The 26,838-nt window shown below is 69.2% G+C and carries 26 protein-coding genes and 1 pseudogene; 8 read left to right on the forward strand and 19 right to left on the reverse strand.

What is annotated here, in order from left to right:
- Positions 1-16: 16 nt before the first annotated feature.
- The 8 genes from FDZ84_RS35590 to FDZ84_RS41395 all read right to left on the reverse strand — a co-directional run bounded on the left by FDZ84_RS35590 (position 17) and on the right by FDZ84_RS41395 (position 9,878).
- Positions 17-1,267: an acyl-CoA dehydrogenase family protein gene (locus FDZ84_RS35590; RefSeq protein WP_210435327.1), complete on the reverse strand. Its 1,251-nt coding sequence runs from the start codon at positions 1,265-1,267 to the stop codon at positions 17-19.
- Positions 1,264-2,238, reverse strand: a complete 975-nt coding sequence (locus FDZ84_RS35595) for an LLM class flavin-dependent oxidoreductase (protein WP_168589412.1) — start codon at positions 2,236-2,238, stop codon at positions 1,264-1,266. Before FDZ84_RS35595 ends, FDZ84_RS35590 begins: the two co-directional genes overlap by 4 nt.
- Positions 2,235-3,500, reverse strand: a complete 1,266-nt coding sequence (locus tag FDZ84_RS35600) for an LLM class flavin-dependent oxidoreductase (protein WP_168589413.1) — start codon at positions 3,498-3,500, stop codon at positions 2,235-2,237. Before FDZ84_RS35600 ends, FDZ84_RS35595 begins: the two co-directional genes overlap by 4 nt.
- A 351-nt stretch (positions 3,501-3,851) precedes the next feature.
- A complete protein-coding gene (locus FDZ84_RS35605) occupies positions 3,852-5,540 on the reverse strand; it encodes an ABC transporter ATP-binding protein (protein WP_168589414.1) in 1,689 nt (562 codons plus the stop codon).
- On the reverse strand, positions 5,540-6,421 hold the full coding sequence (locus FDZ84_RS35610) for an ABC transporter permease (protein WP_168589415.1): 882 nt from the start codon (positions 6,419-6,421) through the stop codon (positions 5,540-5,542). The genes FDZ84_RS35605 and FDZ84_RS35610 overlap by 1 nt, the downstream gene beginning before the upstream one ends.
- Positions 6,418-7,395, reverse strand: coding sequence for an ABC transporter permease (locus tag FDZ84_RS35615; RefSeq protein ID WP_168589416.1), 978 nt, complete (start codon positions 7,393-7,395; stop codon positions 6,418-6,420). The genes FDZ84_RS35610 and FDZ84_RS35615 overlap by 4 nt, the downstream gene beginning before the upstream one ends.
- 57 nt (positions 7,396-7,452) lie before the next feature.
- On the reverse strand, positions 7,453-9,165 hold the full coding sequence (locus FDZ84_RS35620; protein ID WP_168589417.1) for an ABC transporter substrate-binding protein: 1,713 nt from the start codon (positions 9,163-9,165) through the stop codon (positions 7,453-7,455).
- 635 nt (positions 9,166-9,800) lie between these two features.
- Positions 9,801-9,878: a putative leader peptide gene (locus FDZ84_RS41395; protein WP_371812942.1), complete on the reverse strand. Its 78-nt coding sequence runs from the start codon at positions 9,876-9,878 to the stop codon at positions 9,801-9,803.
- 246 nt (positions 9,879-10,124) lie between these two features.
- On the opposite strand from FDZ84_RS41395, the gene FDZ84_RS35625 reads away from it, so the two are divergent.
- Positions 10,125-10,781, forward strand: coding sequence for a 3,4-dihydroxy-2-butanone-4-phosphate synthase (locus tag FDZ84_RS35625; RefSeq protein ID WP_168589418.1), 657 nt, complete (start codon positions 10,125-10,127; stop codon positions 10,779-10,781).
- 781 nt (positions 10,782-11,562) lie between these two features.
- On the opposite strand, the gene FDZ84_RS35630 is transcribed toward FDZ84_RS35625, so the two are convergent.
- The gene (locus FDZ84_RS35630) at positions 11,563-11,808 is read right to left on the reverse strand and encodes a hypothetical protein (protein WP_246868663.1); all 246 of its coding nucleotides are present in this window, start codon (positions 11,806-11,808) and stop codon (positions 11,563-11,565) included.
- Between the two features lie 132 nt (positions 11,809-11,940).
- On the opposite strand from FDZ84_RS35630, the gene FDZ84_RS35635 reads away from it, so the two are divergent.
- Positions 11,941-12,111, forward strand: coding sequence for a hypothetical protein (locus FDZ84_RS35635; RefSeq protein ID WP_210435328.1), 171 nt, complete (start codon positions 11,941-11,943; stop codon positions 12,109-12,111).
- Positions 12,112-12,114: 3 nt separating this feature from the next.
- Here the strand turns inward: FDZ84_RS35635 and FDZ84_RS35640 are convergent, their stop codons facing one another.
- Together FDZ84_RS35640 and FDZ84_RS35645 are read right to left on the reverse strand one after the other, a co-directional pair.
- Positions 12,115-13,470, reverse strand: coding sequence for a PrsW family intramembrane metalloprotease (locus tag FDZ84_RS35640; protein ID WP_168589420.1), 1,356 nt, complete (start codon positions 13,468-13,470; stop codon positions 12,115-12,117).
- A gap of 140 nt (positions 13,471-13,610) precedes the next feature.
- Positions 13,611-14,323, reverse strand: a pseudogene (locus tag FDZ84_RS35645) (aldehyde dehydrogenase family protein); the annotation flags it as partial.
- Here FDZ84_RS35645 and FDZ84_RS35650 point away from each other — a divergent pair.
- Positions 14,256-14,702 carry a hypothetical protein gene (locus tag FDZ84_RS35650; RefSeq protein WP_168584146.1) on the forward strand — a complete coding sequence of 149 codons (447 nt, stop codon included), beginning with the start codon at positions 14,256-14,258 and terminating at the stop codon, positions 14,700-14,702. The pseudogene FDZ84_RS35645 and the gene FDZ84_RS35650 overlap by 68 nt on opposite strands.
- Positions 14,703-14,734: 32 nt before the next feature.
- Here FDZ84_RS35650 and FDZ84_RS35655 read toward each other — a convergent pair whose 3' ends face one another.
- The 6 genes from FDZ84_RS35655 to egtA form a co-directional block, all read right to left on the reverse strand.
- A complete protein-coding gene (locus FDZ84_RS35655) occupies positions 14,735-15,637 on the reverse strand; it encodes a hypothetical protein (RefSeq protein WP_246868664.1) in 903 nt (300 codons plus the stop codon).
- Between the two features lie 326 nt (positions 15,638-15,963).
- On the reverse strand, positions 15,964-16,302 hold the full coding sequence (locus FDZ84_RS35660) for a hypothetical protein (RefSeq protein ID WP_168589421.1): 339 nt from the start codon (positions 16,300-16,302) through the stop codon (positions 15,964-15,966).
- Positions 16,303-16,422: 120 nt separating this feature from the next.
- On the reverse strand, positions 16,423-17,394 hold the full coding sequence (gene egtD / locus FDZ84_RS35665; RefSeq protein ID WP_168589422.1) for an L-histidine N(alpha)-methyltransferase: 972 nt from the start codon (positions 17,392-17,394) through the stop codon (positions 16,423-16,425).
- Positions 17,391-18,143 (reverse strand): ergothioneine biosynthesis protein EgtC, encoded by a 753-nt coding sequence (gene egtC / locus FDZ84_RS35670; RefSeq protein WP_168589423.1) that lies wholly within the window; start codon positions 18,141-18,143, stop codon positions 17,391-17,393. Before egtC ends, egtD begins: the two co-directional genes overlap by 4 nt.
- A gap of 3 nt (positions 18,144-18,146) precedes the next feature.
- Positions 18,147-19,484: an ergothioneine biosynthesis protein EgtB gene (gene egtB, locus FDZ84_RS35675; RefSeq protein WP_168589424.1), complete on the reverse strand. Its 1,338-nt coding sequence runs from the start codon at positions 19,482-19,484 to the stop codon at positions 18,147-18,149.
- A 17-nt stretch (positions 19,485-19,501) separates the two neighbouring features.
- Positions 19,502-20,731, reverse strand: coding sequence for an ergothioneine biosynthesis glutamate--cysteine ligase EgtA (egtA, locus tag FDZ84_RS35680; RefSeq protein WP_168589425.1), 1,230 nt, complete (start codon positions 20,729-20,731; stop codon positions 19,502-19,504).
- A gap of 270 nt (positions 20,732-21,001) precedes the next feature.
- Here egtA and FDZ84_RS35685 point away from each other — a divergent pair, with 270 nt between their 5' ends.
- From FDZ84_RS35685 to FDZ84_RS35695, 5 genes are all read left to right on the forward strand, one after another.
- On the forward strand, positions 21,002-21,592 hold the full coding sequence (locus FDZ84_RS35685) for a TetR/AcrR family transcriptional regulator (protein WP_168589426.1): 591 nt from the start codon (positions 21,002-21,004) through the stop codon (positions 21,590-21,592).
- 402 nt (positions 21,593-21,994) lie between these two features.
- On the forward strand, positions 21,995-22,438 hold the full coding sequence (locus tag FDZ84_RS38345) for a hypothetical protein (RefSeq protein WP_210435329.1): 444 nt from the start codon (positions 21,995-21,997) through the stop codon (positions 22,436-22,438).
- The gene (locus FDZ84_RS39785) at positions 22,426-23,094 is read left to right on the forward strand and encodes a hypothetical protein (RefSeq protein ID WP_246868665.1); all 669 of its coding nucleotides are present in this window, start codon (positions 22,426-22,428) and stop codon (positions 23,092-23,094) included. Before FDZ84_RS38345 ends, FDZ84_RS39785 begins: the two co-directional genes overlap by 13 nt.
- Before the next feature lie 23 nt (positions 23,095-23,117).
- Positions 23,118-24,080, forward strand: a complete 963-nt coding sequence (locus tag FDZ84_RS38350; protein WP_246869278.1) for an FUSC family protein — start codon at positions 23,118-23,120, stop codon at positions 24,078-24,080.
- A 335-nt stretch (positions 24,081-24,415) separates the two neighbouring features.
- Entirely contained in the window at positions 24,416-25,927 is a 1,512-nt protein-coding gene (locus tag FDZ84_RS35695; RefSeq protein ID WP_168589427.1) for an alpha/beta hydrolase, read from the forward strand.
- A 111-nt stretch (positions 25,928-26,038) separates the two neighbouring features.
- Here the strand turns inward: FDZ84_RS35695 and FDZ84_RS35700 are convergent, their stop codons facing one another.
- Both FDZ84_RS35700 and FDZ84_RS35705 read right to left on the reverse strand, forming a co-directional pair.
- The gene (locus FDZ84_RS35700) at positions 26,039-26,608 is read right to left on the reverse strand and encodes an oligopeptide:H+ symporter (protein ID WP_246868666.1); all 570 of its coding nucleotides are present in this window, start codon (positions 26,606-26,608) and stop codon (positions 26,039-26,041) included.
- A gap of 7 nt (positions 26,609-26,615) precedes the next feature.
- Positions 26,616-26,816 carry a helix-turn-helix domain-containing protein gene (locus tag FDZ84_RS35705; RefSeq protein ID WP_168589428.1) on the reverse strand — a complete coding sequence of 67 codons (201 nt, stop codon included), beginning with the start codon at positions 26,814-26,816 and terminating at the stop codon, positions 26,616-26,618.
- Positions 26,817-26,838 lie beyond the last annotated feature (22 nt).

Raw genomic sequence — 26,838 nt, forward strand, 5'->3', positions numbered from 1 at the left:
CGGTTTATCGGGTGGCTCAGAACAGCCCGGTTGTCGGCGGCTCCTCGCCGATCAGGTGGTACGCGCCGGCCACTGCGGCTTTCCACTGCCGGGGGTTGTGGTTGGCGACCGTGCGGGCGTTGCGCCAGTGCCGGTCGAATCCGAGGTCGCGGTTGGTGATCGAGCCTCCGCCGACGTCGAAGAGCAGCTCGGCGGCGCGCAGCGCGGACTCGACGGCGATTACGCCGGTCTGCGCCACGGTGACCGCGGCCGCCGCGCCCGCGGCTCGCGCCTGCGGGCCGGTGAGGTCGTGCACGCCCGCCAGTGCGTCGGCGGCGAACAGCACCGCCGCGCGGGCTGCCTGTGCCCGGGCGGCGATCTCGCCCACGGTCTCGCGCACGTACGGGTCCTCGACGCTCTTGTCGGCTGTGCTGTGCTTGATCGGTCGCGCTTTCTTGCGGGCGAACCAGATGGCGTCGTCCAGCGCAGCGGCGGCGATGCCCGCTTCCACGGCCGCCAGGTAGAGCTGGGCGAAGGATCCCAGCCATGGGTTGTCGAACCGGGTGTTGTCGCGGACCTCGACTTCGTCCGCGTCGACTCGCACGTTCACCAGCCGCGTGGTGCCGCTCGCGGTGAGCCGCTGGCCGACGGCGTCGAAGTCGTCGAGCCGCTGCACGCCCTCGCGATCCACCGGCACCGTGAAGCCCAGCACGGTCCCGTTCTCGTCGTGGGCCGAGCCCGAGAACCACGAGGCGTAGAGCCCACCGGTCGAGTAGTACTTCTCCCCGTTGATGACGTACCCGTCGCCGGCGCGCCGGATGGTGGTGTTGACCGTTCCGCTGGCCCCGCCGGTGCGCTCGTTGGCGGTGCCGGCGAAGAGGTCGCCGTTGCGCAGCCGCTGCAGCGTCACCGCCCGGTTCGGCAGATCGCGCCGGGTCGCCACCCGGTTGGCGACGAGGTAGCTGTTTCGCAACGCCTGCGCCACGTTGGAGTCGGCCCTGGCGATGGCCATCACCAGGTCGGTGACGTCCCGCAGCGAGCCGCCGGCACCGCCGTCCTCCGCCGCGATGCCGACCAAGGTGATCCGCTGCTCGGCCAGTGCCCGGACGTCTTCGAAGGCGTACTCGCGGGCTCGTTCCCGCACGCCGGCGCAGGCTCCGATGCGCTGCAGGATCGGGGAAACGGCGGTGCGGATGCCTTCGACTGTGAACCGGCTGGGGGTGGGAAGCCGCCCAGCACGGGGCTCGGTCGCAGTGGCGGGTTCTGTGTCGACCAGTTCGGCACTCACCTCAGCGCCTCCGCGACCTCGCGCAGGCCGAACGCGGCCCGCAAGGTCGGTGGGGACGAGTCGGCAGCGGCGTCCGCGAGCTGCGGGACCAACCCCCGCAGCACGGTCACCACGTCCTCGGCGCCACCGGCGGGTACCAGTTCGAAACCGTCCAGCCGGTGCAGGTCGGCCCAGGCACGGAGCTCATGGCCGACGGCTGCGGCGGCAGCCGGGTCGTCCGCGGCGACCTCGACGCGGCCGAGCAGCGCGACGTCCTCCCGGGAACGGCCGGCTCGCCGCAACGCCACCGTGAGCGCGACGTCGGCACCGGCGGCACGCTCACGGTCGGCCACGACGACATCCGCGGATCGCGCCACCGCGGTCGGGTCGAGGGCCCCGAGATCTGCCACGAGAACGGGGCGTCCTTGCGCCGACGAGGGGCCGTCCAGGGGGCCTGCGACGCGGTAGAAGGCGGCTTCGTGGTTGATCGGTTCGATGAGCGCGTCGTCGGCGACGAGGCCCGACTCCTGGTCACCGATCAGCGCCACGCGCGGGAAGGACTCCCACAGCCGGGTCAGCACCAAGGCGTACTCCGCCCAGCGCTGGGCGGGATCGGTCGCGCTGAGGGCCGCAACGGTTGCCTCGCTCACCTCGTCGCCGCCGCCCGCGCGCAGGGCGACACCGGTTCGGCCACCGGCGGCCCGGTCCAGGGAGAGCACCCGGCGCGCGGCGTTGTAGGGCGCGTTGTGGGTCGTCGGGACCTCGGCGACGAAACCGACGCCGCCGTGGATGCCGGCGAGGTAGGCGCCTACGACGGTCGGGTCGAGCGTGCGGCCCGCTCCGCCGTCGACGAGCCGGATCGCTGCGACCCCGACTTCTGCGGCCACCGCTGCGATGGCGGCGGCTTCGGCGAGCGAGACCGGCGACGCGCCGTCGACCGGCCGGCCGGTCGCCTCGCCGACCGCGAGGGTGAGCTGGATCGCCTTGCTCATGCGGAGATCACCTGTCCTTCCTGGTACGGGTCGAGCAGATGGCGCTCGTGCGCCGCGGCGGGCACTGCGGGAAGACCGAGCCCGAGGTGCTCGCGCAGGGTCGTCCCGTCGTATTCGGTCCGGAACAGGCCTCGCTTCTGCAGCTCGGGAATCACGTGATCGGCGAAGTCGTCGAAGCCCGATGGCAGCACGTCGGGCATCACGTTGAAGCCGTCGGCCGCACCGGCGCGGAACCACGTTTCGACGTCGTCGGCGATCTGCTCCGGCGTCCCCACGACGATCCGGTGGCCACCGCCGCCGGAGAGCTTCTTCAACAGCCGGCCGAGCGTCGGTCGTTCCCTGTCGATGATTTCCTTGACGACGCGGTAGAAGCTCTGCGAACCACCGGCCTCGTCGGGGTGGACGAGCAGCTCGGCCGGGATCGGTTCGTCGTCGCGCAGCCCGTCGAGGGAGATCCCGAGCTGGCCGGCCAACCGGTTCCGGGCGTAGGCGTCGGGGAGGATGTCGTCCAACAGCTCCCGCCGGGCCTTGGCCTCCGTCTCGGTGCTGCCCACGACGGTGGAAAGCCCCGGCAACACCACGATTTCCTCGGGACTGCGCCCGAACTCGGCTGCACCGTTGCGGATCTCGGTGCGGAACGCCCGGGCGTGGTCGAGGTCCTGATCGGCGGAGAAGATCACCTCGGCGACGCGGGAGGCCAGCCGCCGCCCGTCGCTGGAACCACCGGCCTGGACGACGACCGGCCGGCCTTGCGGGGAACCGAATTGGGTCCTCCCCGTCCAGTCTGCGATGACTCGCTCGGTGAACTCGGCGGCGCGGCGGTAGCGCGAAGCGTGCTCGGGCTCGCTGGTGCGGCCGAAGTTGCGCGCCGCCACCGATCCCGCCGTGGTCACCACGTTCCAGCCGAAGCGGCCGCCGCTGACGTGGTCGAGGTCGCCGAGCCGGCGCGCCAGTTCGGCCGGGTCGTTGTACGACGACGACAGCGTCCCGATCAGACCGATCCGCTCGGTCTGGGCTGCGATGCGCGCCAGAACCGTGGTGGGCTCCAGGTTGTTGCCGGTGCGGTGCTTGATGCTCGGGTCGAGCAACGGACTGTCCGCCAGGAAGACCGCGTCGAGTTTGGCTTCCTCGGCCTTCTTCGCGATCGAGGTGTAGTGCTCGATCCGGTAGCTCGCGGTGCCGTCGGTGTTCGGGAATCGCCATGACCCGCCGAAGACTCCCGCGTTGAGGATGTTGACGTTGATGTGCAGTTGACGTGACACGCTTTTCCTCCTTAGGAGTGGTTTCAGAACGGCTTGCTTAGCGGTGCCGGTAGCGGGACCTCAGACGCCGCCCGGACGGTGGGAGCCCCTCCTTATGTATGTCCAGGGGCTGTCCTCGCCAGGCGCCGTCTGAGAACCCGCGGCGGTGCAGGCTGAGTCCCACGCCGCAGAAGAGCCCGATTTCGCGCGAAATCGCCCACCGCCACGCCTGCTAGGTGGCGATTTCGCGAGAAATTGACCGTCACCCGGGTGAACGCCAATTTCTCGCGAAATTGCGCCGTCCACGAGGCTTCGCCGCCTCGACGAACCTGACACCCACGGAAGCAGCAGAAGAGCCTTAATTCGGACCCTTTAGGGAACGCCGGCGGGGGCGAGCCGGGCGCCCGGGATCGCCGCCAGCAGATCCCGGGTGTACTCGTGCCGCGGCGAACGGAACACCTGCTCCACCGGGCCGGTTTCCAGCACGACACCGTCTTTCAGCACCGTGACGTCGTGCGCGATCAGGCGTACGACGCCGAGGTCGTGGGTCACGAACACGTAGCTGAGCCCGTACTCGGCCTGCAGGTCGACCAGCAGCTGCAGGATCTGCGCCTGGGCCGAGACGTCGAGCGCGCTTACCGCCTCGTCCAGGACGAGGACCTTCGGCGTGAGCGCGAGTGCCCGCGCGATCGCGACGCGCTGCCGCTGGCCTCCGGAGAGCTGGCTCGGGAGCCGGTGCAGGTAGCTCGCGTCCAGCGCCACCGCCTCCAGCAGCCCGACCACCCGGGCCGTCCGCTCCTGCTTGCGCGTCGCCAGTCCGAATGCGCGCAGCGGCTCCGCGATGATCCTGCTCACCGTGAACCGCGGGTCGAGCGAGGTGAACGGGTTCTGGAACACGAACTGCAGGTCCCGGCGGATCTCCCGCAGCTGCCCGCGGCGCAGGCCGCCCAGCACGCGATCGCCGACGCGCACCGTGCCGCTGTCCGCCGCGGTGAAGGCGGCCAGGATGCTCGCCAGCGTCGACTTGCCGGCCCCGGACTCCCCCACGATCGCGTGCGTCGTTGCCTTGCGCACCAACAGGTTTGCCGAGTCCAGCGCACTCAGCTCGCCCCGGCCCCGCAGGCGGTAGGTCTTGGTCAGCTCGCGTGCTTCCAGCACCGTCGGCGCTGCGGCGGGAACCAGCCGGGCGCCCGATGCCGGTTCGAGACGACCGAGGTGGCGCGCGGGGGCCGCGTCGAGCAACCGCCGCGTGTAGTCGTCGGTCGCGTTCTCCAGGACCTGGTGCACCGGGCCGTCTTCCACGATTTCGCCTTGCCGCATGACCAGAATCCGGTCGGAACGGTCCAGCGCGACGCCGAGGTCGTGGGTGACCAGGAGAACGCCGATGCCGAGTTCCTCGCGCAGCCGCAGCAGGTGGTCGAGGATGACCTTCTGGACGGTGACGTCGAGCGCGCTGGTGGGTTCGTCGGCCACGATGATCTTCGGCTTGCCGGCCAGCGCGATCGCGATGAGCGCGCGCTGCTTCATGCCGCCGCTGAGCTCGTGGGGGTATTGCTGGAACACCCGCTCGGCGTCGTTGAGGCCCGCGGTGCGCAGGCTCTCCAACGCGGCCTCCTCATGCTGCGACGCGTTCTTCGCCGCGCGCTCGTTGAACCGGACCGCCTCGATCACCTGCTGCCCGATCTTCTTGACCGGGTTGAGCGAGGTGTTGGGGTCCTGCGGGATGAAGCCCACGTGGTTGCCCCGCACCAGTGCCATCCGCTGATCGTTCCAGCCGGTGACGTCGACGCCGGAATAGACGATGGAACCGGACCGGATCCGCGCGGAGCTCGGCAGCAGGCCGAGCGCGCCCTGGACCACGGTGGTCTTGCCCGATCCGGACTCCCCCACCAGCGACACGAACTCGCCCGGCGCCACCTGCAGGCCGACCCCGCGGACCGCCCTGGTCCACCTGCGGTGCCCGGTGCGGTAGTCGATCGCCAGATCGGTGATCCGCAGCAGCGCCCGGTCATCCTCCGCCGTAGCGGCGGTCGCTACGGAAGCGGTGGCAGTGTCGGCCATCAGTCGTGGTCCTTTCTAAACGAGGTGCTGATCCGGTGGGTGGCGAGCACGACCACCGCCAGTGCCGCTCCCGGCAGGAGCGATATCCACGGGTAGACCGCTATGAAGTCACGTCCCTCGGCGACCAGGAGTCCCCATTCCGGCGTCGGCGGCGGCGCGCCGTAGCCGAGGAAACCGAGACCTGCCACGGCGAGGATCGAGGTGCCGATCTCCAGTGCCGCCAGCGCGAGCACCGAGCTCAGCGAATTCGGCACGATGTGCCGGAGCACCACGCCGAGCCGGCCGACACCGAGCCCGTACGCCGCGCGCACGTAATCCCGGGAGACGACGGTGATCACCTCGGCTCGCATGACCCGCGCGAAGGAGGCGACGGACGAGATACCCACCGCGAGGGCGATGTTGTTGGTGGAGTAACCCAGCACGGAGACGATGACCATGGCCAGCAACAGGTTCGGGATCGCGAGGAAGACGTCGACCACGCGCATGATCGCGGTGTCGGTCACGCCGCCGGCGAACCCGGCGGCCAGTCCCACAGCGGTGCCGGCACCGAACCCGATGAGCACGGCGAACAACGTGGCGGCCAGCGTGGTCCCCGCGCCGAAGACGCTGCGCGCGAAGAGGTCCCGGCCCAGTCGGTCGGTCCCGAACCAGTGTTCCGCGCTCGGCGGCGCGAAGCTGGCGCCGGGATCGCCGATGTAGGGGCTGTGGGCGGTGAACGCTCCGGGGAGCAGCGCCCAGCCGACCGCGACCAGCAGTATGATCCAGGCGAGCAGCAGTCCCGGCTTGCGGGCGATCCCACCGAGCCGGTCGAGCGCGCTGCGAGCGATGTCGGCCCCCCGGCTGCCGCTGGGCACGGTCAGGGCGTCGAATTCGACGGTCAACTGGTCCTCCTCAGGCCGCCGGACGGGCCGGTGGGCACGGCGAAGGTGGCGCGCAGCCGCGGATCCAGCAGCGGGTAGATCAGGTCCACGACCAGGTTGATCAGCGCGAAGGTGACGGCGACGAAGACGACGATTCCCTGCACCAGCGGGAGATCGAGCGTGTTGATCGCCGTCTGCGTCATTCGGCCGAGTCCCTTGCGGGCGAAGACCGTCTCGGTGATGACCGATCCCGCGACGAGGTTGCCGAAGGTGACGGCGGCGATGGTCAGCGCGGGCAGGCTGGCGTTGCGGAAGACGTCACCGACGATGACCCGGCTGCGGGTGGCGCCCTTCGCCCAGCTCGTCGTGACGTATCCCGAGCGGAACTCGGCGGCGAAGCAACGCACGAGGAGTTGCGCGATGGGACCGGAGACCGGGATCGCCAGCGTGATCAGCGGCAGCACCAGGCTCCGCCAGCCTCGATCCCCGAACGAGGGGAACCAGCCGAGCTTGAAGGAGAAGATCTGCAGCAGCAGGATGCCGGAGAGGAAGACCGGCACCGACACCGAGGCCGTCGGCAGCGACTCGACCAGGTTGCGCAACCACCGGTGCCGGGTCGAAGTCGCGACGAGCGCGATGGCGAACGCGATGACCAGCGCGAGCAGCAGCGCCCCGACGGCGAGCACCAGGGTGTGCGGGAGCACGTCGAGGACCACCGCGCTGACCGCCTGGCCCGACTGCACGGAGGTTCCGAAGTCGCCCCGCAGCGCGTGTCCGAGCCGGCCGAGATATTGCAGGAGGACCGGCTCGTTGAAGCCGTAGCTGTCCGCGACCTGCGCGCGCACCTCCGGCGGCACGGAGTTGAGCTCGGTCGGGTCGAAGAGGAGATCGACCGGGTTGGCCGGCAGCACGAACAAGAGGACGAAGGTCAGGGTGAACGCCGCCCAGACCACGAACGCGGCCCGGCCGGCCTTCAGCGCAACGTAACGCAGCACGACTCTTCCTTTCGCAGGAGGCGTGGCCCGCCGGGAGCCCGGGCTCCCGGCGGACGATCACTTCCCGTCGCTCTTCCAGGTGTCCACGAAGTGGTTGCGGGACTGGGCGTCGAAGACGATGCCGTGCACGTACGGCGCCTGGGCGATCACCTGCGAGGGGTTGTAGACCGGGTTCACCAGCGCGTACTTGTCGAGCAGGAGGTCCTGCGCCTCCTTGGCGTACTGGGTGCGCGCGGCCGGGTCGAGGGTCGTTTCGAGCCTGCCCAGCACCTGCGTGACCTCGTTCGCGTCGACCCCGGTGGAGTCCTTCGTGACGTACGCGCCGTTGCCGTTCTGCGGCCCGTACTGCAGGTTGAGGACCGCCGGATCGTTGCGGGAGCGGTTGGCGGCGACGACGTTCCAGTCGGTCTTCGCCTTGGCCTGCTGGGCGGTGTAGTCGGGGATCGGCACGACGGTGAGTTGCAGATCGATACCGATCTTGCGCAGGTCCTGCTGGATCGACTCGTAAGCCGGCTTGTTCACCACCAGGTTGTTGATGCCCAGCAGCTTGACCACCAGTTTCTTCCCGTCCTTGACTCGGATCCCGTCGGGGCCGGTCGCCCAGCCGGCCTCGTCGAGGATCCGCGCGGCCTGCTCCGGGTCGTACTTCAGCACCGAGCCGCTGTAGTCGACGTGTCCGGGCACCGACGGTTCTAGGATCGAGTTCGCAACCGAGTAGGAGTCGGTCAGGATGGTCTTCTGGATCGTCTGCCGGTCCCAGCCGAGCTGGATCGCCTTGCGGACCGCGATGTCGTTGGTCGGAAACAGCGAGCTGTTGAAGTCGAACCGGATCGCCGTGCCGGACACGCCGCGGTGGAGTATCTCGAAACCTTGTGCGGATAAGGGCTTCTCGTCGGTCGTGCCGACGTCGAGGGTCGCGTCGATCGTCCCGGACACCAAAGAACCGGTGCGGACGCTGGCCTCCGGGATCGTGTTGAACACGATCCTGTCCAGGTACGCCTCGCCCTGGTGGCGCAGCGCGGGCGGAGCCCAGTCGTAGCCGTTTCGCTTGACCAAGACGGTTTTGGCCTGCGGCTCCCACGACTCGTATACGAACGGGCCGGTACCGATCACCTTCTTCGGGTCCGTCCGCTGCTCCGCGCTGAGCTTCAACGTCGAGGGCGACAGGAAGCCCGGTTGCGCATTGGCCGTGAACGAAGACGCCTGGAGGAAGCTCGCGAGCGGCTTCTCGAAACGGACCACGGCGGTGTACTGGTCCACCACCCTGGTTTCGAGGTAGCCGGACAGCAGGGTGGCGCCGTTGGGCAGGATCCCCAGGCTCGGGTCGCCGTGCACGTACTGGTCGAAGTTGGCTTTGACGGCCTCGGCGTTGAACGGCGACCCGTCGCTGAACGTCACGTCCCGACGCAGGTGGAAGGTGAACTCGGTCAGGTCCTTGTTGTACTCCCACGACTGGGCCAGCCACGGCGTGATCTCACCGGTCTTGGGGTCCTGCCAGGTCAGCTTGTCGGTGATGTTGTTGCCGATCAGCGACTCGGCGTAGTTGGTGCCCCACTGCGGATCGGGGCTGCGCTGGTAGTCGATCAGCGCGAACTGCAGCGTGCCACCGCGGACGGGCGCGCCGTCGGCCGCGCCCGGATCGGCGCTGCCGCCCCTGGTTGCGGCGAAAGCGATTCCGGCGATCAGCAGGATAGCGAACGCGATCGCCGGCAACCGCCATTTCTTGCGCGCGGAGGTCGCGCTCTCGATGGAACTGTGAAGGTCGGACATGGACTTCTCCCGTGCTGGAAAGGCAGCGGACGACGGCACGAGCTGGTGACATCCGTCGTGGTCGGCAGGCATGGTCCTGCCACCGCGGGCGGATTTCTCTGCCGTTGGGCGGAAGAGCGCGCACAGCGCTCTCACAGATTTGAAGGGCTCTGAAACCCAGAGGATTGCGCAGGTTCGCTGCCGGCACTCAGGCGCGAACGGTACGGCTGTCGATCAGCCCTGACACCGAGCGCTGGCGAAGAACACGAGGTCGACCTCTCGCCTGGACCATAGGAGTGAATCACTCACGAGGGGACTATATGTCGCGAAACAGGGCCAGCCAACGCATCCCACGAGGCAAGATCCCACGGAAAACACAACCGAAACACAAGGAGGCGGCCAGCTAGGACGAAGCAATGTTGATGCCCTTGCCGAAGAACGCCGCCGTCCGGTGGTGGCGGTCGTGGTCACGGTTGCCTCCTGGCAGGGGGATCCAGTCGTCGGTCGGTGACGTCCGGAATCCGGCTACCGCGCAACGGAGTCTCCGAGTCGGAGTGTGTGACCGGCCTCCAGACCGGGAAACAGCGACGGTCCGTGCGGAAGCGGCTGACGTCGAAGCCGTGCCGTATCGGCAGCGGTGTTTCGGGCTCGGATGATCAGGAGGCCGAACACGCCGCCGAACCAATTCGCAGCAGATCCACGTGGCGGCGATTGGTCAGCAGCGGTCGGAGCACACGGCAACGCTATGGAGGCGGCCGACGCGATGTCAAGCGCGATGCAGCATGTCACCGCCGGAGGCGCGAGGATTTCAGGTACTGGGACGGCAGCTGGCAGACGTTGACGTTCGAGATCTCGGGCAGCGATGCTTGGAAGACCGGATCGGCCACGCTACCCGGCGTGTGACGTCGCGGGCCGCTTCACTGGTCCGATGTGGATAGTGGAACTGAATCGGCCCGGATCCGTCTTTCCAAGGGGAGAAAATGGACGACCAGCGGAAACGCGCAGCGGTTCTCGATCGCCGACCGGGCGAGCTCAGGTCGATCGGCCTGGCACTGGAAGAGATCGCGGCAGGCCGGCCGGCGATCGTCCACGGCTGCACGTCCGGTGACGGCGGCCTCGTGTTCGCCGCTTCGCGCGCGGACGTCGAGCTGACGGCCTTGGCGGTCCGCCATTCATCGGGCTTCCTGTGCGTGGCGCTGCCACGCGAGCGCTGCGATGCGCTCGTGCTGCCGCCCATGTCTCCCCGGCTGCAGGAGCACCACGGCGCGACGGTGTGCGTCACCGTGGATGCCAGCACGGGCGTGAGCACCGGCATTTCCGCCTCGGACCGAGCCAGGACCGCTCGCGTGCTCGCCGACCCCGACGCGGGCCCTGCGGACTTCACCCGGCCGGGCCACGTGGTGCCGGTGGCCGTCGGCGATGCCGGTGTGCTCGGCAACGCCGGACTCGCCGAATCGGCCTTCGACCTGGTCGGACTCGCCGGGATGCCACCGGTCGCAGTGTTCGCCCACCTGGTCAGCCCAGCGGACCCGACCCGGATGGCCACCGACGACGAACTGCGCGGATTCGCGGCGAGCGAGCACATCGCCGCCGTATCGGTGCTCGAGATAGCAGCTGCTCGCCGGTCCGCCAGGTAAGACGACCAGCCGTGTTACTGACCGTGTACGTGACGGAGCCCCGATCGCATTGATCGGGGCTCCCAAAATTCTCGGCACTTGAAGCTACCGGCGATCCTGCGTATCGCCTCCCGTAACTCGGTCCCCCGGGGCACACCAAGCAATGGAACTTTGTCCGCTGCCTACCAGCCTATCTGGTCCAAATACCGTGTACGGGCCGCGCCGACTCGCGCAAAACGCCACCGCGCGAAATCTTTCCCCTGGATATTCGGCACGAAAACAATTGGAACCTGATCCCTCTTGATTTCCACTCACAACCCGTCCCGACGAACAGGAACCGGCCCGCGTGCCAACTCCCGTCGCCCCTTCGGCCGTACTGGTTCCTGCGAGCGCCACCGAGATCATTCCTGCGATCATCACAGCAGTAATCACACGCCGTCGCATCATTCTGAATCCCTCTCAAGTAGACAGTCCGGGGACAAATGGAAGAGTAGACGCCCGTCGCCGCATTCTGCTCGATAAAGCACCTTTGGTTCACCAAATCGGGGCCATTGTCCACCATCAGGGGAGGCATGCGGCAGGAGAAGAAAACCTAAAGGCGGATTGCTTCCCCCGTGCCAGGAAAGCATATTCCATAACGATAAATGCACCTGCGCCGCGAACCGGCAGCTGGTCGTCGCGGGGGTGGAACGTATATTGAATCCAACTCCGGTTTGGCCGCAACGCCCAGCGCGAGTCATCGCGCCTGCGGGCGGCAGGAAGCCTTGCGCTCGAACCCAGATGTCGTTTGTGGACGGATGCGTCAGTATTCGTGCATGAACCGGTCGAACGCGGCGTTGGCCGCGCCCCACTCGTGAGTGATCAACTCGGTCGGCACGCCCGGCCGTGTTTCGGCGTCCACGGTGACGACGAACCCCGGCTCGGAAACGCGGCGGCGCAGCTGCACCAGGCATCCGCCGGCGGAGCGGCCGAACCGCTCCCCGTTGTCCTTGGACTCGACCTGCCCCGGTTTCAGGGCGGACAAGTCGTCGTTCGAGTTTTCCGCCATGCGCCCGTTGTAACCCAATCCGGCGGCTCCTGCACGGCGTTCAGCCCTGCAGCGACCTAATCAAGCACCCGCCGTTCGCCCGCACCCCGGTCCTACTGGTTCTTCGGCGCACCACCGGACGACGCCGGCACCGTGCTGTACATCGGCAACGATCACCCGCTGGCCGACCACTTCGGACGGTCGCGCGAGCTCGGTGAGATCGAGACCGGCCTGGCGAACTTGGTCCAGGGCAACACGATCGCGCTCTACCAGAACCCGAAGCGGCCGTGGCACGCGCTGTGGCCGCGGATCCGCGCCAGCTGACGCTCAGCGAGGTCCCCACGGCCCGCCGGGCCGTGGGCCGTTCGGGCCCGGCGGCTGCGGCGGACGCCCCGGCGGACGGTGCCCGCCAGGCGGGAACCCGCCCGGCGGCGGGCCGCCGAAGCCCGGCGGACGCGGCTGGTAGGTCGGCAGCTCGCCCGGTGCCAGCTGCGCCGGCGGCGCGAAGAAGCCGGACCGCTCCTGCAGCGCCCACGGCGGCGGGGGCGCCTGCGGCATCCGCCGGAAGAACGCGTCCCGCGCAGTCCGCATCAACCCCAAGATGGCCTCCCGTCTGGCGAAGAACTTGTCCGGCGGGATCGTCTCCTTCTCCGCGTGCGCGTGCAAGAGTGCCAGTTCGGTTGCCGCCAACTGGTAGTCACCCATCGCCCGCGCCCCAGTCGCGCCCGCCTGCGCGCGCGCCCAGTGCCGGGCCTTCCGCCGCCCGGAGAGGCTGCCGAGCATCTGCACGTCGTTGGGCTGGACCAAGCCGCTCGGGATGTAGGCGGGCAGGTACTTGCGGATCAGGTGCACCAGCCGCTTGCGGTCCAGCACGACGACCACGACCAACGCGACCAGCACCAGGAAATCAACCAGGTACGCCACCACCATGCCCAGGAAACCGGCGAACGTCAGGCTCCCGTTCCACAGCGCGTGCAGGAAGACCGCGCCGCACCAACCGCCGACCACCGCGAAGAACCGGCCAGGGCCGCGGTGCGTCGCGGCGTAGGCGACACCGAGCCCGGTCATCGCGGTGTAAAGCGGATGCCCGAGCGGCGCGATCACGCCGCGGATCAGCACCGTCCCCCAGATCTCCCCGGTCTCCGCGCCCAATCCCTGCATGTAGTAGAGGACATTCTCGACGAGCGCGAAGCCCAGCCCGCACATCCCGGCGTACACGATGCCGTCGGTCGGCCCGTCGATCTCGTGCCGCCGCACCCACAGCAAGTACAGCAGCAGCGCGCCCTTGAAGCTCTCCTCGACCACCGGGGCCACGACCGACACCGTGATCACCGAGGCGACCTCGGCACCCAGCGCCGGGGCCATCAGGAGCCCGCTGCCGGTGTTCACGATCAGCGCGCCGATGATGGCGACCCCGGCACCCCAGCCGAAGGCCAGCCACAGGTTGAGCTGCGGCTCCGGCTCCAACCGGTCGATGAGCAGGATCAGTGCGATGAGCACGACCGCGGTCGGCAGCGCCAGCGCGGTGCCGATCACGACGTTCAGCGGCCCGCCCTGCAGCAGGTAGAAGGCGAGCGCCAGCAGCAGGCAGAAACCGGACACCACCAGGCCGATGATCAGCGGTATCGGGGCGCGGTTGGAGCTGCGGCCTTCCAGGACGGACCGAGGACTGAGTGCGGGCATGCCCGCGAGCGTAGGAGATGGCCTCCGGATCTGCCCCGAGGACCACGCTCTTCCCCGGATCCAGCGCCTGCTATCGGCGATCCCGGCGCTGCGCGATCACCCGTCCAGATCGGCTTCGGCGCGCGGGATGCTAAGGTTTTTCAGCTGTTCTGCGGGAATCCGAGGTTGACGCCGCCGTGCGAGGGGTCTGGCCAGCGCGTGGTGACGACCTTCGTGCGGGTGTAGAACTGGATGCCGTCCGGGCCGTAGGCGTGCGCGTCGCCGAACAGCGAGTCCTTCCAGCCGCCGAAGGAGTAGTACGACACCGGCACCGGGATCGGCACGTTCACGCCGACCATGCCGACCTCGGCCTCTTCGCAGTACTGCCGCGCCGCGCCGCCGTTCTCGGTGAAGATCGCCGTGCCGTTGCCGTACGGGTTGTTGTTGAGCACCTCGATCGCGGCGTCGTAGCCGGGCACCCGCAGCACGGACAGGACCGGCCCGAAGATCTCGTCGGTGTAGATCGACATGCCGGTGCCCACGTGGTCGAACAGCGTCGGCCCGAGCCAGAACCCGTCGGCCCCGCCGTCGACCTGCACGCCGCGCCCGTCCACCACCAGCTCGGCGCCCGCCTCGACCCCGGCGTCCACATAGGACGTCACGCGGTCCCGGTGGGCGGCGGTGACCAGCGGGCCCATGTCGCAGTTGCGCCGGCCGTCACCGACGTTGAGCTTGCCATCCGCTCGGCGATCTTGGCGACGAGCTCGTCGCCGACCGGGTCGACGGCGAGGACCGCGGAGATGGCCATGCACCGCTCCCCCGCCGAGCCGAACCCGGCGGACACCGCGGCGTCGGCGGCCAGGTCGAGATCGGCGGCGAACGCGACCCGCTTGGCCCAGCAGGCGCTACGGGATCTGGCCGAGGCGACGGCGCTCGCCGCCCGCAAGGCGAGGTTGCCGGTGCTGGTGGGGGTCGTCGACGACGTCACGGTGCAAGCGCTGGTGGTACTCGAAACGACCAACGACGCGGTGCTGATCCGCTTGGCCGCGGACGTCCGCCGGTCCGCGGACGCGCATTCGCTGCCGGTGGTGATCGCGGTCGGCAGCACCGTCGGCATGATCTCCGGGGCGCGCCGGACGCTGACCGAGGCCGCGCAGGTCGCCGAGGCGGCGCTGCACATCGACGACGGCAGCCGCGAATTCCACCGCCTCGCTGGTGTCGTTGCACGTCGCGCTGCTGGCTTGGTCCCGTGAGTGGTTTTAGGCGCTACAGCACCCAAAACCACTCACGGACCCAGGCACTTCCGGCACCTCATCGTCGGTCCTTGCCACCCCTCCCTGCGAAGCACGACCATGACCTCGCGCGCCACTGCGCACGGGGTGCGGGCGACGTCCTGCCAGCCGTACACCAGCCGGGCCGTTCCGCTGAGCTCGGCGAAGTTGTCCCGCCTGCGGTCCCGGAACGCCGTTTCGGCATCGCTGTGGTAAGTCCGCCCGTCCAACCGGACGATCAGCGGGACCCCGGTCGCCTCGTAGCTGCAGTCCTCCAGGAGTTTCCGGCCGAATGCGTTGACGGGCACCTGACGACGCGCGCGCGGAATCCCGTGTGCGCGCTCGACGTCGAGGAAGTAACGGGTTTCCAGCATCGACGTGAGCCCTTCGCCGAGCAGGCGGACTGCGCGATCAAGAGCGATCCGGTGGCGGTAAGCAGGTCTTGCCGCCAACCGGGTGCGGAGTTCGTCCGCGCCAACACGGTTCGCGGAGGCGACCGACAGCAATGTCCGCTCTGCCGACGCCTCATCGGGTTCGGCGGTGGCCAGGTCGATGACGGTATCCGCACGCGACGTCCGCGGCGGGTCGTGGGAAACGACGATTTTCTTGAAAGCGCGACTGCGGTGCACGACCACGCCTGCCTGCGGCAGAGCTGAAGTCCCGTACGGAACGGTGATGTGGATAGGGCCGTCATCGACCGGCCACCACCCCCATTCCTGCGCAGCGGTGCGGTGGCTGAGCGCGGCCGGGAGTTCACCGTACAGGAGGGCGGCGGCAATCCGGGCCGATCGTGGGAGCGGACCGCTGAACAAGGCGACAACTCCGCGGTGGACGCGTTGCCACCTCCCGGCCTTGACGTTAGCCCGCACCACGTCGTCGCTGATCCCGAACTTCCGCAACTGCTTGCGGGCGAACACGGCGTGCTGGCTTCGGTTCAGCAGCTCCCAATCCGCCTGGTCCGATTCTCGAATGAGTAGAGGCACACCATTAAAGAGAAGCGAGCTGCCCGCACGGATACACTCGTGAGCCTTTTAGGGGCCACAAGGCTTGGAATTACGCACGATCCGGGCATCCTCGACGGCAACATTCTGACGCATCCGCGCCGCCTCAGGATCCGGCGCCCCGAAAGCCCCGTGCGTACTTTTGGGCGTCATAGCACCCAAAAACACGCACGTGCACCTTCTGGTGGCGGGTGTAGCCGCACCTGTCCGGAGCCCGGACAGGTGCGGTTCGTCGACGCAGATCAGCGCGAGAACATCACCGATCGCACCTTGACCCCGGCCGGGGCGCTCTGCCCGGGCCGCAGCACGTAGAACACGTCGGTGGCGCAGCTGTCGTCCAGGTAGACGACCGCCGTGGCGTCGGTCCGGTTCTGCACCCGGTAGGCCGGGACGGACTGGTTGGGCAGGTCGAGCCGGTGGCAGAACCGCCCGGCCGGATCGAAGAGCCCATCCCGCTGGACCGCGCCGTACCGGTCGAACGAGTAGATGAACTCGCCCTGCGCCGCGAGCGCGGAACCGGGCAGGGTGAGCAGCAGACCGGCCGCACCGAGAGCCGCGGTGACAATTGCGCGTAGCCGCATCGAAATCGTCCCTTCTTCGGGAAAAACGGACACTACGCCGCAATAGTCGTGCGCCCGGCAGCACGCGCCATTCTGATCACCCGCCGGTGGGGTGATCACCGACGGATTCACCGATCGGCCCTACCGCGCCACGGCCAGGGAGAGCGCGAAGTCCGCCGCGTCGTCCAGCCACCAGCGGTGCAGCTCGAAGCCTGCCACCGCGAGCTCGTCGCGAACGCGATCGTGCCGGAACTTCGCCGAGACCTCGGTGCGGATTTCCTCGCCCTCGGCGAAATCCGCCGTCAACCCCAGTCCCGGCAGCCCGACCCGCATCGGCCGCTGCGCCCGCAGCCGCATCTCGATCCACTCCTGCTCGGCGTTCCACAACGCCACGTGCCGGAAGTTCCCGGGCTCGAAGTCGGCGCCGAGTTCCCGGTTGAGGACCCGCAGCACGTTGCGGTTGAAATCCGCGGTCACGCCCCGGGCGTCGTCGTAGGCGCGGACCAGCCGGTCGGGGTCCTTCACCAGGTCGGTGCCCAGCAGCAGCCACTCCCCCGGCCGCAGCGCCGCGCGCACGGCGGCGAAGAACCGGGCGCGCTCGGCGGGGAGCAGGTTCCCGATCGTGCCGCCGAGGAACGCGACCAGCCGCCCGGCGCCCGCGTTCAACGCGGAGAGGCCGCTGGTGAAGTCGTCGACGACGCCGCGCACTCGTAGTTCCGGGTAGTCCAGCGCGATGGACTCCACCGCGGCGCGCAGCGCGGCGCCCGAGACGTCCAGCGGCACGAATCGCTCCAGGGTTTCGTTCTTGCGCAACGCGTCCAGCAGCAGCCGGGTCTTCTCCGACGAACCGGACCCGAGCTCGACCAGGGTGGCCGCGCCGGTGATCTCGGCGACCTCCAGTGCGCGCTGCTGGAGGATCTGTTGCTCGGCCCGGGTCTGGTAGTACTCCGGCAGGACCGTGATCTGCTCGAAGAGGTCGCTGCCGACGGCGTCGTAGAACCACTTGGGCGACAACCACTTCGGGCTGTCGGTCAGGCCCGCGCGGGCCTCGGCGCGCAGCTCCCGGGCCGCGTCTTCCTCGGTGAATCGGACTACCAGTTCCGGCTCGCTCATCGATCCCCTCCCGGCAACGACGACAGCTGGACGTTCTCGGTGTCCGCGACGAGCAGGCACCGGTCCGGGACCTCCACCCAGCCGGTGTCCGCGCCGAACGGCTCGGAGGCCACCGTCACCGCCGTCTCGGTGCGGCGCACCCACAAGGAATGCGTCCGGGTGGTGGCGATGAGGCGGGTACCGTCGGAGAGCAGCAGGTTCAGCCGCGAATCCGGCGCGGTGGCGACGACCTCGCCGACAAGCTCCCGCACCGCCTGATCCGGCTTCGCCCCCTCGACCAACCGCTGCCGCAACAACGCCCACAACACCGCCGAGTCGGTCGACGCCTCCAGGGTCAGCAGGTCCACGACTTCCAGTCGGGCGGCCAGTTTCGCCAGCGAATCGGGCCAGCCGGGGACCCGGCCGTTGTGGCTGAACAGCCAGGTGTCGTCGGTGAACGGGGCACACGCGCCAGGCGTCACCGGCATCCCGGCGGTCGCCGAGCGGACCGCCGCGACGACCGCGCCGCTGCGCACGTCCGCGGCGATCTGCCGGAAGGATCCGTCCGTCCACATCGGAATCGCGGCGCGGTAGCGGGCGGTGGCGCCGTCCGGCCGGTACCAGCCGACGCCGAAGCCGTCAGCGTTGACCGTGCCGCCGCCGCGCATGTCGTCGGGCGCCCACGCCTGCTCCAGCAGCGAATGGGCCGGTTCGAGCAGCAGTTCCGCCAGCGACACGGCTGGCCCCAAATACCCCAGGTGTCGGCACATCGGTCAGTCGCGCTCCCCGCGTCGTGGTGTCCGGGCGCACCGGAATCCGGCGAAGATCTGCCGCCGGATCGGGTAGTCCCAGTTCCGGAAGGTGCCGCGGCACGCGGCGGCGTCGGTGCCGAAGGAACCGCCGCGCAGCACCTTGTAGTCGGCCCCGAAGAACACCTCGGAGTACTCGCGGTACGGGAAGGCCGAAAAGCCGGGATAAGGCAGGAAATCCGTCGCCGTCCACTCCCACACGTCGCCGATGAGCTGCCGCGCGCCGCACGGCGCGGCCCCGTCCGGGTACGCCCCGGCGGGTGCCGGTTGAAGGTGCCGTTGGCCCAGGTTGGCGTGTTCGGGCCGCGGATCGTCATCGCCCCACGGGTACCGACGGGACCGGCCGCTGGCGGGATCGAACCGCGCGGCCTTCTCCCACTCGGCTTCGGTGGGCAGCCGCTTGCCCGCCCACGCCGCGTACGCCTCGGCCTCGTGGAAGCTGACGTGCACCACCGGCTCGTCCGGCGGTACCGGTTCGACGTGGCCGAACCTGCGCCGCAGCCACCGGTCGCCGTCGAGGCGCCAGAACCGCGGCGCCCGCGGGTCGGCGCGCTGCCGGTACGCCCAGCCCGCGCCGCTCCACCAGCGCGGATCGTCGTACCCACCGGCGTCGATGAAAGCCAGGTACGCGCCGTTGGTGACCGGCGTGCTGTCGAGGTAGAAGTCGTCGACGTGCACTTGGTGCGCCGGTCGCTCGTTGTCCAGCGCCCAAGGTTCCGCCGAAGTGCCCATCGTGAACGGCCCGCCGGGCACGAACACCTCGGCCTGCGGCGCTGCCGCGCCGGGCGGCGGTGGGTCTGCGGTGAGGGCCGGCGGCCCGTCCCGCAACTGGTGGGTGGCCAGCATCGTTTCGTCGTGCTGCTGCTCGTGCTGCACGATCATGCCGAATGCGAAGGCTTGCTCGACCAGCCGCCGCCCCTCGAGCGGAACTCGGTCGATCAGGTCGAAGACCTTCGTGCGCACCGTCCCGACGTAGTCGCGCGCCTCGGCCGGCCCCAGCAGCGGCAGCTGCGGGCGGTCGGCGCGGGCGTGCTGGAAGGCGTCGTAGAGTTCGTCGATGTCCGGGCGGATCGCCGGCGCGCCGCCGACATCGCGCACCAGCCACAGTTCCTCCTGGCTGCCGATGTGCGCCAGGTCCCAGACCAGCGGCGACATCAACGGCGAATGCTGTTTGACGAGGTCCTCGTCGTCGACGGCGTCGGTCAGCACCGCGCTGCGCTGCCGGGTGCGCGCCAGTTCGGCGGCCACGTGCGAGCGCAAGTTCGATATCCCCAGTTCGGCCAGATCTTGCGTGCTTTCCACCGGTCACCTCCGGTTTTTCAGCGTTCGTCGGCCGCGGCGAGCCGCTTCGCCACGAAATCCGCCAGCCGGTCGGGCAGTCCCGCCGGGCTGTCCGGATCCTGCAAGTGCCGGCACGCCAGCTCGAACACGTCGTGGGCGGTGCGCGCCAACGCCCGGTCCCGCAGGCCGTGCCGTGCGGCGTGCACCCAGCGGCCGGCCGCCGGTGACGCCACCGAGAGCACCTTGTCCACCGTGGATTCCTCGCGGAACAGCGCGATCAGCGCCCCGGCGGGCAGCATCCAGTCCTGGCCGGGCTGCGCGTCGAGGTAGCGGACCTCGAAGTAGCCGCGCGGCCGCACCGGTGGGAACACCGTGGACAGGTGGTAGTCGAGATCGTCGCGGGTGGGCGGATCCGGCAGCGCGCCGTGGATCCACTCGGCGAAGCTGATGCCGCTGGGCGCCGTCCAGTCGCCGTTGTCGCGGCGGAGGCACACGATCGTGGTGTCGAGCACCCGCTTGGCCCAGCCGGTGGCCGGGTCGACTGTGATCGGGCCGGGCCGGGTGCGCGGCGGATCGGTGCGCAGCAGCGCGCGGGTGCGGGTGGACACCCAGCCGGTACGTTCGCCGAACAGCATCGGCGAGTTCGCGAACATGGCCATCATCACCGGCCCCAGCGCGTGCAGCGCAGCCCAGCGAGCGGCCACCCGGTCCGGTTCGCCGGCGTCGAGGCAGACCTGCACCCCAGCGGTGCTGCACATCATCAAGCGGCCGTCCAGGCCGATGCGGTCGAAGGCGGTTTCCATCGCGGCGTAGCGCGGCACCCGCAGGATCCGGTTCGGGTACCGCCACGGGTCGGTGCCCTGGTCGCCGAGCACCAGCCCGGCGGCGCGCAACCGGCGCTCGACGTACTCGGCGTCGGCCGCGACGACTTCGAACAGCGACCGCATGGACGTGGTGGGAAGGCTGGAGACCTCGACCTGGCCACCGGGTTCGACGGTGAGCGCGGAGCCGTTGGGCAACTTCCGCTGCGGGCTGTCCGGGACCAGGGAGCGCGGGGCGTGCGGGCCGAGCGCGGCGATCAGCGTCGCCGGGTCGAGCGTTCGGGTCGGGTCGTCGGAGTGGTGCACGGTCCATTCGAGTTCGATGCCGAGCAGCCGCGGTGGGCCGTGCTTGAAGCACACCGACGCCACGTAGGCCTCCGCCTCGGCCCGGGTGCGGACCCGGGAGACTGGGAAGTCAGCGGCTGCAGGATCGGTCGAAACGGGCAATATGATCACCGCCTGTAATTGGCCGGTTACCGACGCTACCGCTCCCCTCTGACGTCCGCGACCCTTGTTCTTGAGCCCGGCAGCTGCTACGAGAACGGGGAATGTCGTTTCCCCGCCCGCTTTTCCCGACTAGCGACGCGGCGCACGAGTAACGACTCCGCCGGCCGCGGCGACCATATGATTCGAGAGGACCCACCAGGGGGTGAGACGAGCGCAGCAAAACGTACGTACGGATTGCAATGTGGCGGCCGGACCTGGGACGATCAGACCATGCCTCGGGTCAGCCAGGACCACCTCGACGCCCGGCGCCGTCAGATCCTCGACGGCTCCCGGTCGTGCTTCGCGCGCTTCGGCTACGAAGGCGCCACCGTGCGACGGCTGGAAGAAGCGACCGGCCTGTCCCGCGGCGCGATCTTCCACCACTTCAAGGACAAGGAATCGCTGTTCCTCGCGCTGGCCGAGGACGACGCGACCCGGATGGCCGACGTGGTCGCCGAGCAGGGGTTGGTGCAGGTGATGCGCAACCTGCTCGACGATCCCGCCGACGGCGGCGACACCCCCGGCGTGGACTGGCTCGGCGCCCGCCTGGAGGTGTCCCGCCGGCTGCGCACCGACGAGGAGTTCCGGGCGCGCTGGGCGCAGCGCTCCGAGCAGTTGACCACGGCCACCCGCGCCCGCCTGCAGCGGCAGCGCGACGCCGGGAACCTCCGCGACGACGTCGACGTGGACGTGCTGACCGCCTACCTGGAACTGGTGCTCGAAGGCCTCCTGTCGCACCTGGCGATGGGCCTGCCCGCCGAGCACCTCGGCTCGGTGCTGGACCTGGTAGAGGAGAGCGTCCGCCGCCACCGCGGCGGCTGAGGGCCCGGGTCGGCGCCCTCGAAGCGGCGCTTGCGCTCCCCACCGCCGCGGGGTTCTCAGCGGTCCTCCCGCGAGGACGGCCGCCCGGACATCCTGGAGTCCAGGCGACGTCCGAGGTTCCGCCACTCGTGCCGTCCTCCAGCTGGTCCTTGCCCGTCTGAGAGCCTGTCGGCGAATGCCGTCCGCGCCTTTGGAAGCGGCGTAGCCGCTTGCATTCACCTTGCCAAGACGACCATCGGCGGGTTCTGAGCGGTTTTCTGGCGAGGACGGCCCCTCCGCCGCGTATTGGACATACATCAGGAGGGGCACCCGCAGTCCAGGGAACCTCTCAGGTTCCGCTAAGCGACCACCCACCCAGACCATTCACCAACAGGCTGCTAAGGCTAAGGAGCAGTGCGGCGCATGTGGAGCGAGTGGTGGAACCGCTTCATTGCTTCCGATCCGTCGCTGCGCCGACTGCGCACCGCGGCTCGGGTGACGTTGTCGGTCGCGCTCGCGATCGCGATCATGCTACCGCTGCTCGCGTGGTGGGGGCAGCCGCTGCCGCTGGCGATGATCGGCGCGGTGGTGGCGATCAACTCCTCGCTCGGCGTCAACGACCCGGACCGGCGTCAGCAGCAGATCACCAACCTGCTGATGCCGCTGCCCGCTGCGTTCGCACTTCTGCTGTCGATCCTCACCGCGCCGTGGGCGCTGCCGCACAGCCTGCTGTTCCTGGTGGTGATCTTCGCGTCCACCTACATCCGGCGGTTCGGACCGCGGTTCTTCCCGCTGGGCATGGTCGCGTTCATGGGCTACTTCTTCGCGATGTTCCTGAGCCGCAGCTGCCGCAGTTGCCCGCGCTGATCGCGGCTGCAGTCGCCGGAGCGCTGTCCGCGTTCGTGATGCGGTTCGTGGTGCTGCGCGACGATCCCGAAGGCGTGCTCGAACGCGGCCGCCGCACGCTGCTCGCACGGGTGCACGGCCTGCTGCACGCGGTGCGCGACGTCGCCGAGCACCCGGATTCGGCGCAGCGCCGCCGCGAATTGCACAACCGCTCGGTCCGGCTCAACGAGACCTCGCTGATGCTGGAGAACACCGTCGGCCAGCTCGACACCCTCGACGAGGCGGGCCGCGAGCTGCTGCGGCAGCGCATCCTGGACGTCGAGCTCGCGGCCGAAAACCTGCTCACCCCGCTGATGCGGCTGGTCGACCACCCCAGCGGCGGCGACACCGTGCCGCACGCGATCGGCGCGCTGCTCGCGGTGCTGCGCACCGAGCCGGAGGAGATCCGGGAAGCCACCCGGCTGGTCGCCGAGCGGATCGAGCAGCAGGGTTCAGTGGAGGTCGCGTGGCGGTGCGGCGGCTCGGCGCCGGGCTCGCGGAACTGGCCGACGCGACCGGTGAACTCGGCGGGGAGCGCCAGGTCGAGGAAGCACCGGAACCGGCCGAGGAAGCGGAACCATCCGACGACGGCGAGACCGGGCTGCAGCGGCCGGAGCTGCGGATGGCGATCCAGGTGACCTGCGCGACGGCGCTGGCGATCATGCTCGGCCAGCTGGTCTCGCCGAACCGGTGGTACTGGGCGGTGATCACCGCGTTCGTCGTGTTCATCAGCACCAACAGCCGCGGCGAGCTGCTGGTACGGGCGTGGCAGCGCACCGCGGGCACCGTGCTCGGGGTGGTGGCGGGCATCCTGGTCGCCGCGCAGATCACCGGCAACACCCTGGCCGAGATCGCGATGATCCTGGTCTGCGTTTTCCTCGGCTTCTACTTCGCGGGCTACTCCTACGCGGTGATGACGTTCTTCATCACCACCTTGCTCGGCGCGCTCTACGGGATGCTCGGCACCTTCAACGTGGCGGTCCTGGAGGCTCGGCTGTGGGAGACCGCGGTCGGCGCGGCGGCGGGTGCGCTGGCGGCGGTGTTCGTGCTGCCCACCCGCACCCGCTCCCTGGTGCGCGACAACATCCAGGACTTCCTGCTGTCGCTGCGCGACTTCCTGCGCGGCACGGGCACCGAGATCAGCGAGCTGGGCACGGCCAACGGGCTGCAGGAGTCGATGCGGGAGCTCGACGACGGGCTGCAGCGGGTGATCAACAGCGCGAAGCCGCTGACCAGCTACCGGCTGCGCTCCCTGCGAAGCCAGGTCCACCGGTCGGTGGCGATGCTCAGCGGCTGCGCCTACTACGTGCGCAACCTAGCGGTGGCGCTGTCGGCCACTGCCGACATGGTCGACGACGACACGCGCAACCGGCTTTCCGAACTGCTGTGGGCGCTGGCCGACGCGGTGGAGTCGATGACCGACGAGGCGCAGGTCAGCTTCGAAGCGGCGATGACCTCGGCGCACCGCACGGCCGACGCGCTGCACGACATCGCCGAATCACTGACCGACGGCCCCACTTCCCTGCACCGCAGCATCCGCTGGCTGGACCGCACCGCGCAGGTCGTCGAAGACCTGGCCCGCGAGCTCGGCGCGGCCACCCCCGAGAAACAACCGATCGGCTGAGCTCTCACGCGGAACCAGCGACCACCCCGGTGGGCGGAACGCCGATTTCGCGCGAAATCGCCGTTCTCCACGCTTGGCAGGTGCCGATTTCGCGCGAAATCGCCGCCTTCAGGCACCCACCGCGGAACGGGTCGCCGAGCTGGCCCGCGCCGTCACCGAAACCGGCTTCGCATTCCGCACCCCGACCGTCTACAAGGGAACCCCCGGTCGCGGATGCCCTGCGGGCGGCGTGACCCGGGAACGGCCGGGGGACACGTACTTTCGCTGCCGGGTACGGTGTCGGATCAACGATTACGCTCCGTTCGATCCCGATCTCATTCCGTGAGGAGACGCATGTGAAGCGCTCGATCGCACTCGGTCTAGCCGTGACGGCGGTGCTGACCGGCACCGCCGTCACGGGGGTGATCGCCCAGGCCGCGCCTGGCCTGCAGTTCGGTACGTGCCCGGAGGACATCAGCAAGCCCCACCCGCAGATGCAGTGCGCCAACGTCGAAGTGCCGCTGGACTACGACGCGCCCAACGGCGAGAAGCTGCAGCTGCTGGTCTCGAAGACCCCCGCGCGCAAGCCTGAGGCCCGGCGCGGTTCGCTGCTGGTCAACCCCGGCGGTCCGGGCGGCCCGGGCATCGCCTTCGCCGGTTCGCTGTCCGGCAGGCTGCCCGCCGAGGTGCTCGACTCCTACGACCTGATCGGGTTCGACACCCGCCACACCGCGCACAGCAACCCGATCACCTGCGTGGATCCGGCGACCTTCTGGAAGAACCCGCTGCCCGACCCGGACTCTCCGCAGACCCGGGAGCAGAACTGGCGGCGCGCCCAGGAGTACGCCGACGGCTGCCAGCAGCGCGCCGGCAAGTACCTGCCGCACCTGAACACCCCGGCCAACGCCCGGGATCTGGACCGGATCCGGGAAGCGCTCGGCGAGCAGAAGATCAGCTACCTCGGCTACTCCTACGGCACCTATCTCGGCGCCGTGTACGGCCAGCTGTTCCCGGAGCGCGTGGACCGGATGATCCTGGACAGCGCGGTGAACCCGGACACCTCAGAGGTGTGGTACCGCAACAACCTCAACCAGAACATCGCCGCGCAGCTGCGGTTGGGCCGCTACTTCGACTGGATCGCCCGGCACGACCAGGTGTTCCACCTCGGCACCGACCGCGCCCGGGTGCAGGCCGCCTGGGACGGCATCCAGGCCGAGCTGCGCAAGGCCGCGCGCGGCAAGCTAGGCCCGTTGGAGTTCATCGACATCACATTCATGGCGCTCTACGGCGAGAACAATTGGACCGCGCTGGCCGAGGCGATCGCCGACTTCAGCCTCCGCAACGACGACCAGAAGCTCGTCGCGCAGGTCTCCACCAAGGATGCGGCCGCGGAGAACGAGAACGCCATCTACAACGCCGTCGAATGCGCGGACGCCCCATGGCCCGCCCGCCGCCGCGAATGGGAGCTCGACTCCGCCGAGCTGGCCGCCAACAACCCGCTCGGGGCTTGGTACAACAGCTGGGGCGTCGCCCCGTGCCGGGTGTGGCACGGTCCCCGGCAGCAGCCGGTGAAGATCACCGGTGAGGGGCTGCCGCCGCTGCTGGTGTTCAACTCGGAGTACGACGTGGCCACCCCCTACGCGGGCGCCGTGGAGATGCACCGATCGCTGCCGTCCTCGGTGCTGATCACCGAGAAAGACGCGGGCAAGCACGGGGTGTGGGCGTTGGCCGGCAACGCCGACGCCGACCGAATCGGCACCGACTACCTGGTCAGGGGCGTGGTGCCGAGCGGGAACGTCAGCGTGCCGGGCCACCCGGACCCGGACCCGAAGAACCCGGCGGCCGCCCGGACCTTCGACCTGCACTGAGTCCGTCCGCCGTGCGAAGGCCGGTTCCGGGATCGTCGGGACCGGCCTTCGCCCGCTTGCCCTGGTGGTCCGCTGTTGAAGCACCGCCACGCAGACGAGCCTGGAAATTCCCTAGTTCACGCCGTGCATGTAGCGCTTGATGGTCTTCGAGGCGAGCAGCAGCAGGACCGCGCAACCGATCGTGGCCACGCCGACAATGCCGAAGTAGACCTGCTGGTTGTCCACCGAGTACAGCTTCACGACCTGCGCGCCCAGACCCTGCCCCATCGCCGGGGCCAGGAAGTACAGGCCCATGGTCTGGGAGGCGAAGACCTTCGGCGCCAGCTTGGTGCTCACCGACAGGCCGACCGGCGAGAGCATCAGCTCGCCGACGGTCATGATCACGAACACCAGCGCGAGCATGACCGGCAGGTGCTTCTCGTCGCCGGCAACGAACTTCGACAGCACCACCCAAAGGAACGAGACGCCGACGAAGAACAGCCCGCCGACGAACTTCTGCGGGGTGGACGGCTGCCGCTCGCCGAGCTTCGTCCACAGCCACGCCATCACCGGCGCCAGTAGGATGATCGCCAGCGAGTTGATGGACTGGAACCAGGAAGCCGGGATCACGAAGCCGAGGACGTTCAGGTCGGTGTCCGCCTCGGCGAGGTTCGCCAGCGTGTTCGGCTGCTGCTCGAACACAACACACTTAAGAACCGGAACCGCGCATCTTGCGCGTGTGCTCCCGGAGCTGTTCCTTGCTGTCCTCCAGGTCGAACCTGGCTTGACCACCTGGCGTGAACAGCTCAGGTACCAAGATCCCAGCCTGCACGTACCTCGCCACTGAACGACGCGAGACCCCCAGCTCGTCTGCGAGCTGGGACGACGTGAGCAACTTCGGCCGGGGCATAAGCCCGAACGTGTCACGTTTG

The organism is Saccharopolyspora sp. ASAGF58 (assembly GCF_012277335.1).
In the GTDB taxonomy this organism is placed as follows: Bacteria; Actinomycetota; Actinomycetes; order Mycobacteriales; family Pseudonocardiaceae; genus Saccharopolyspora; species Saccharopolyspora hattusasensis.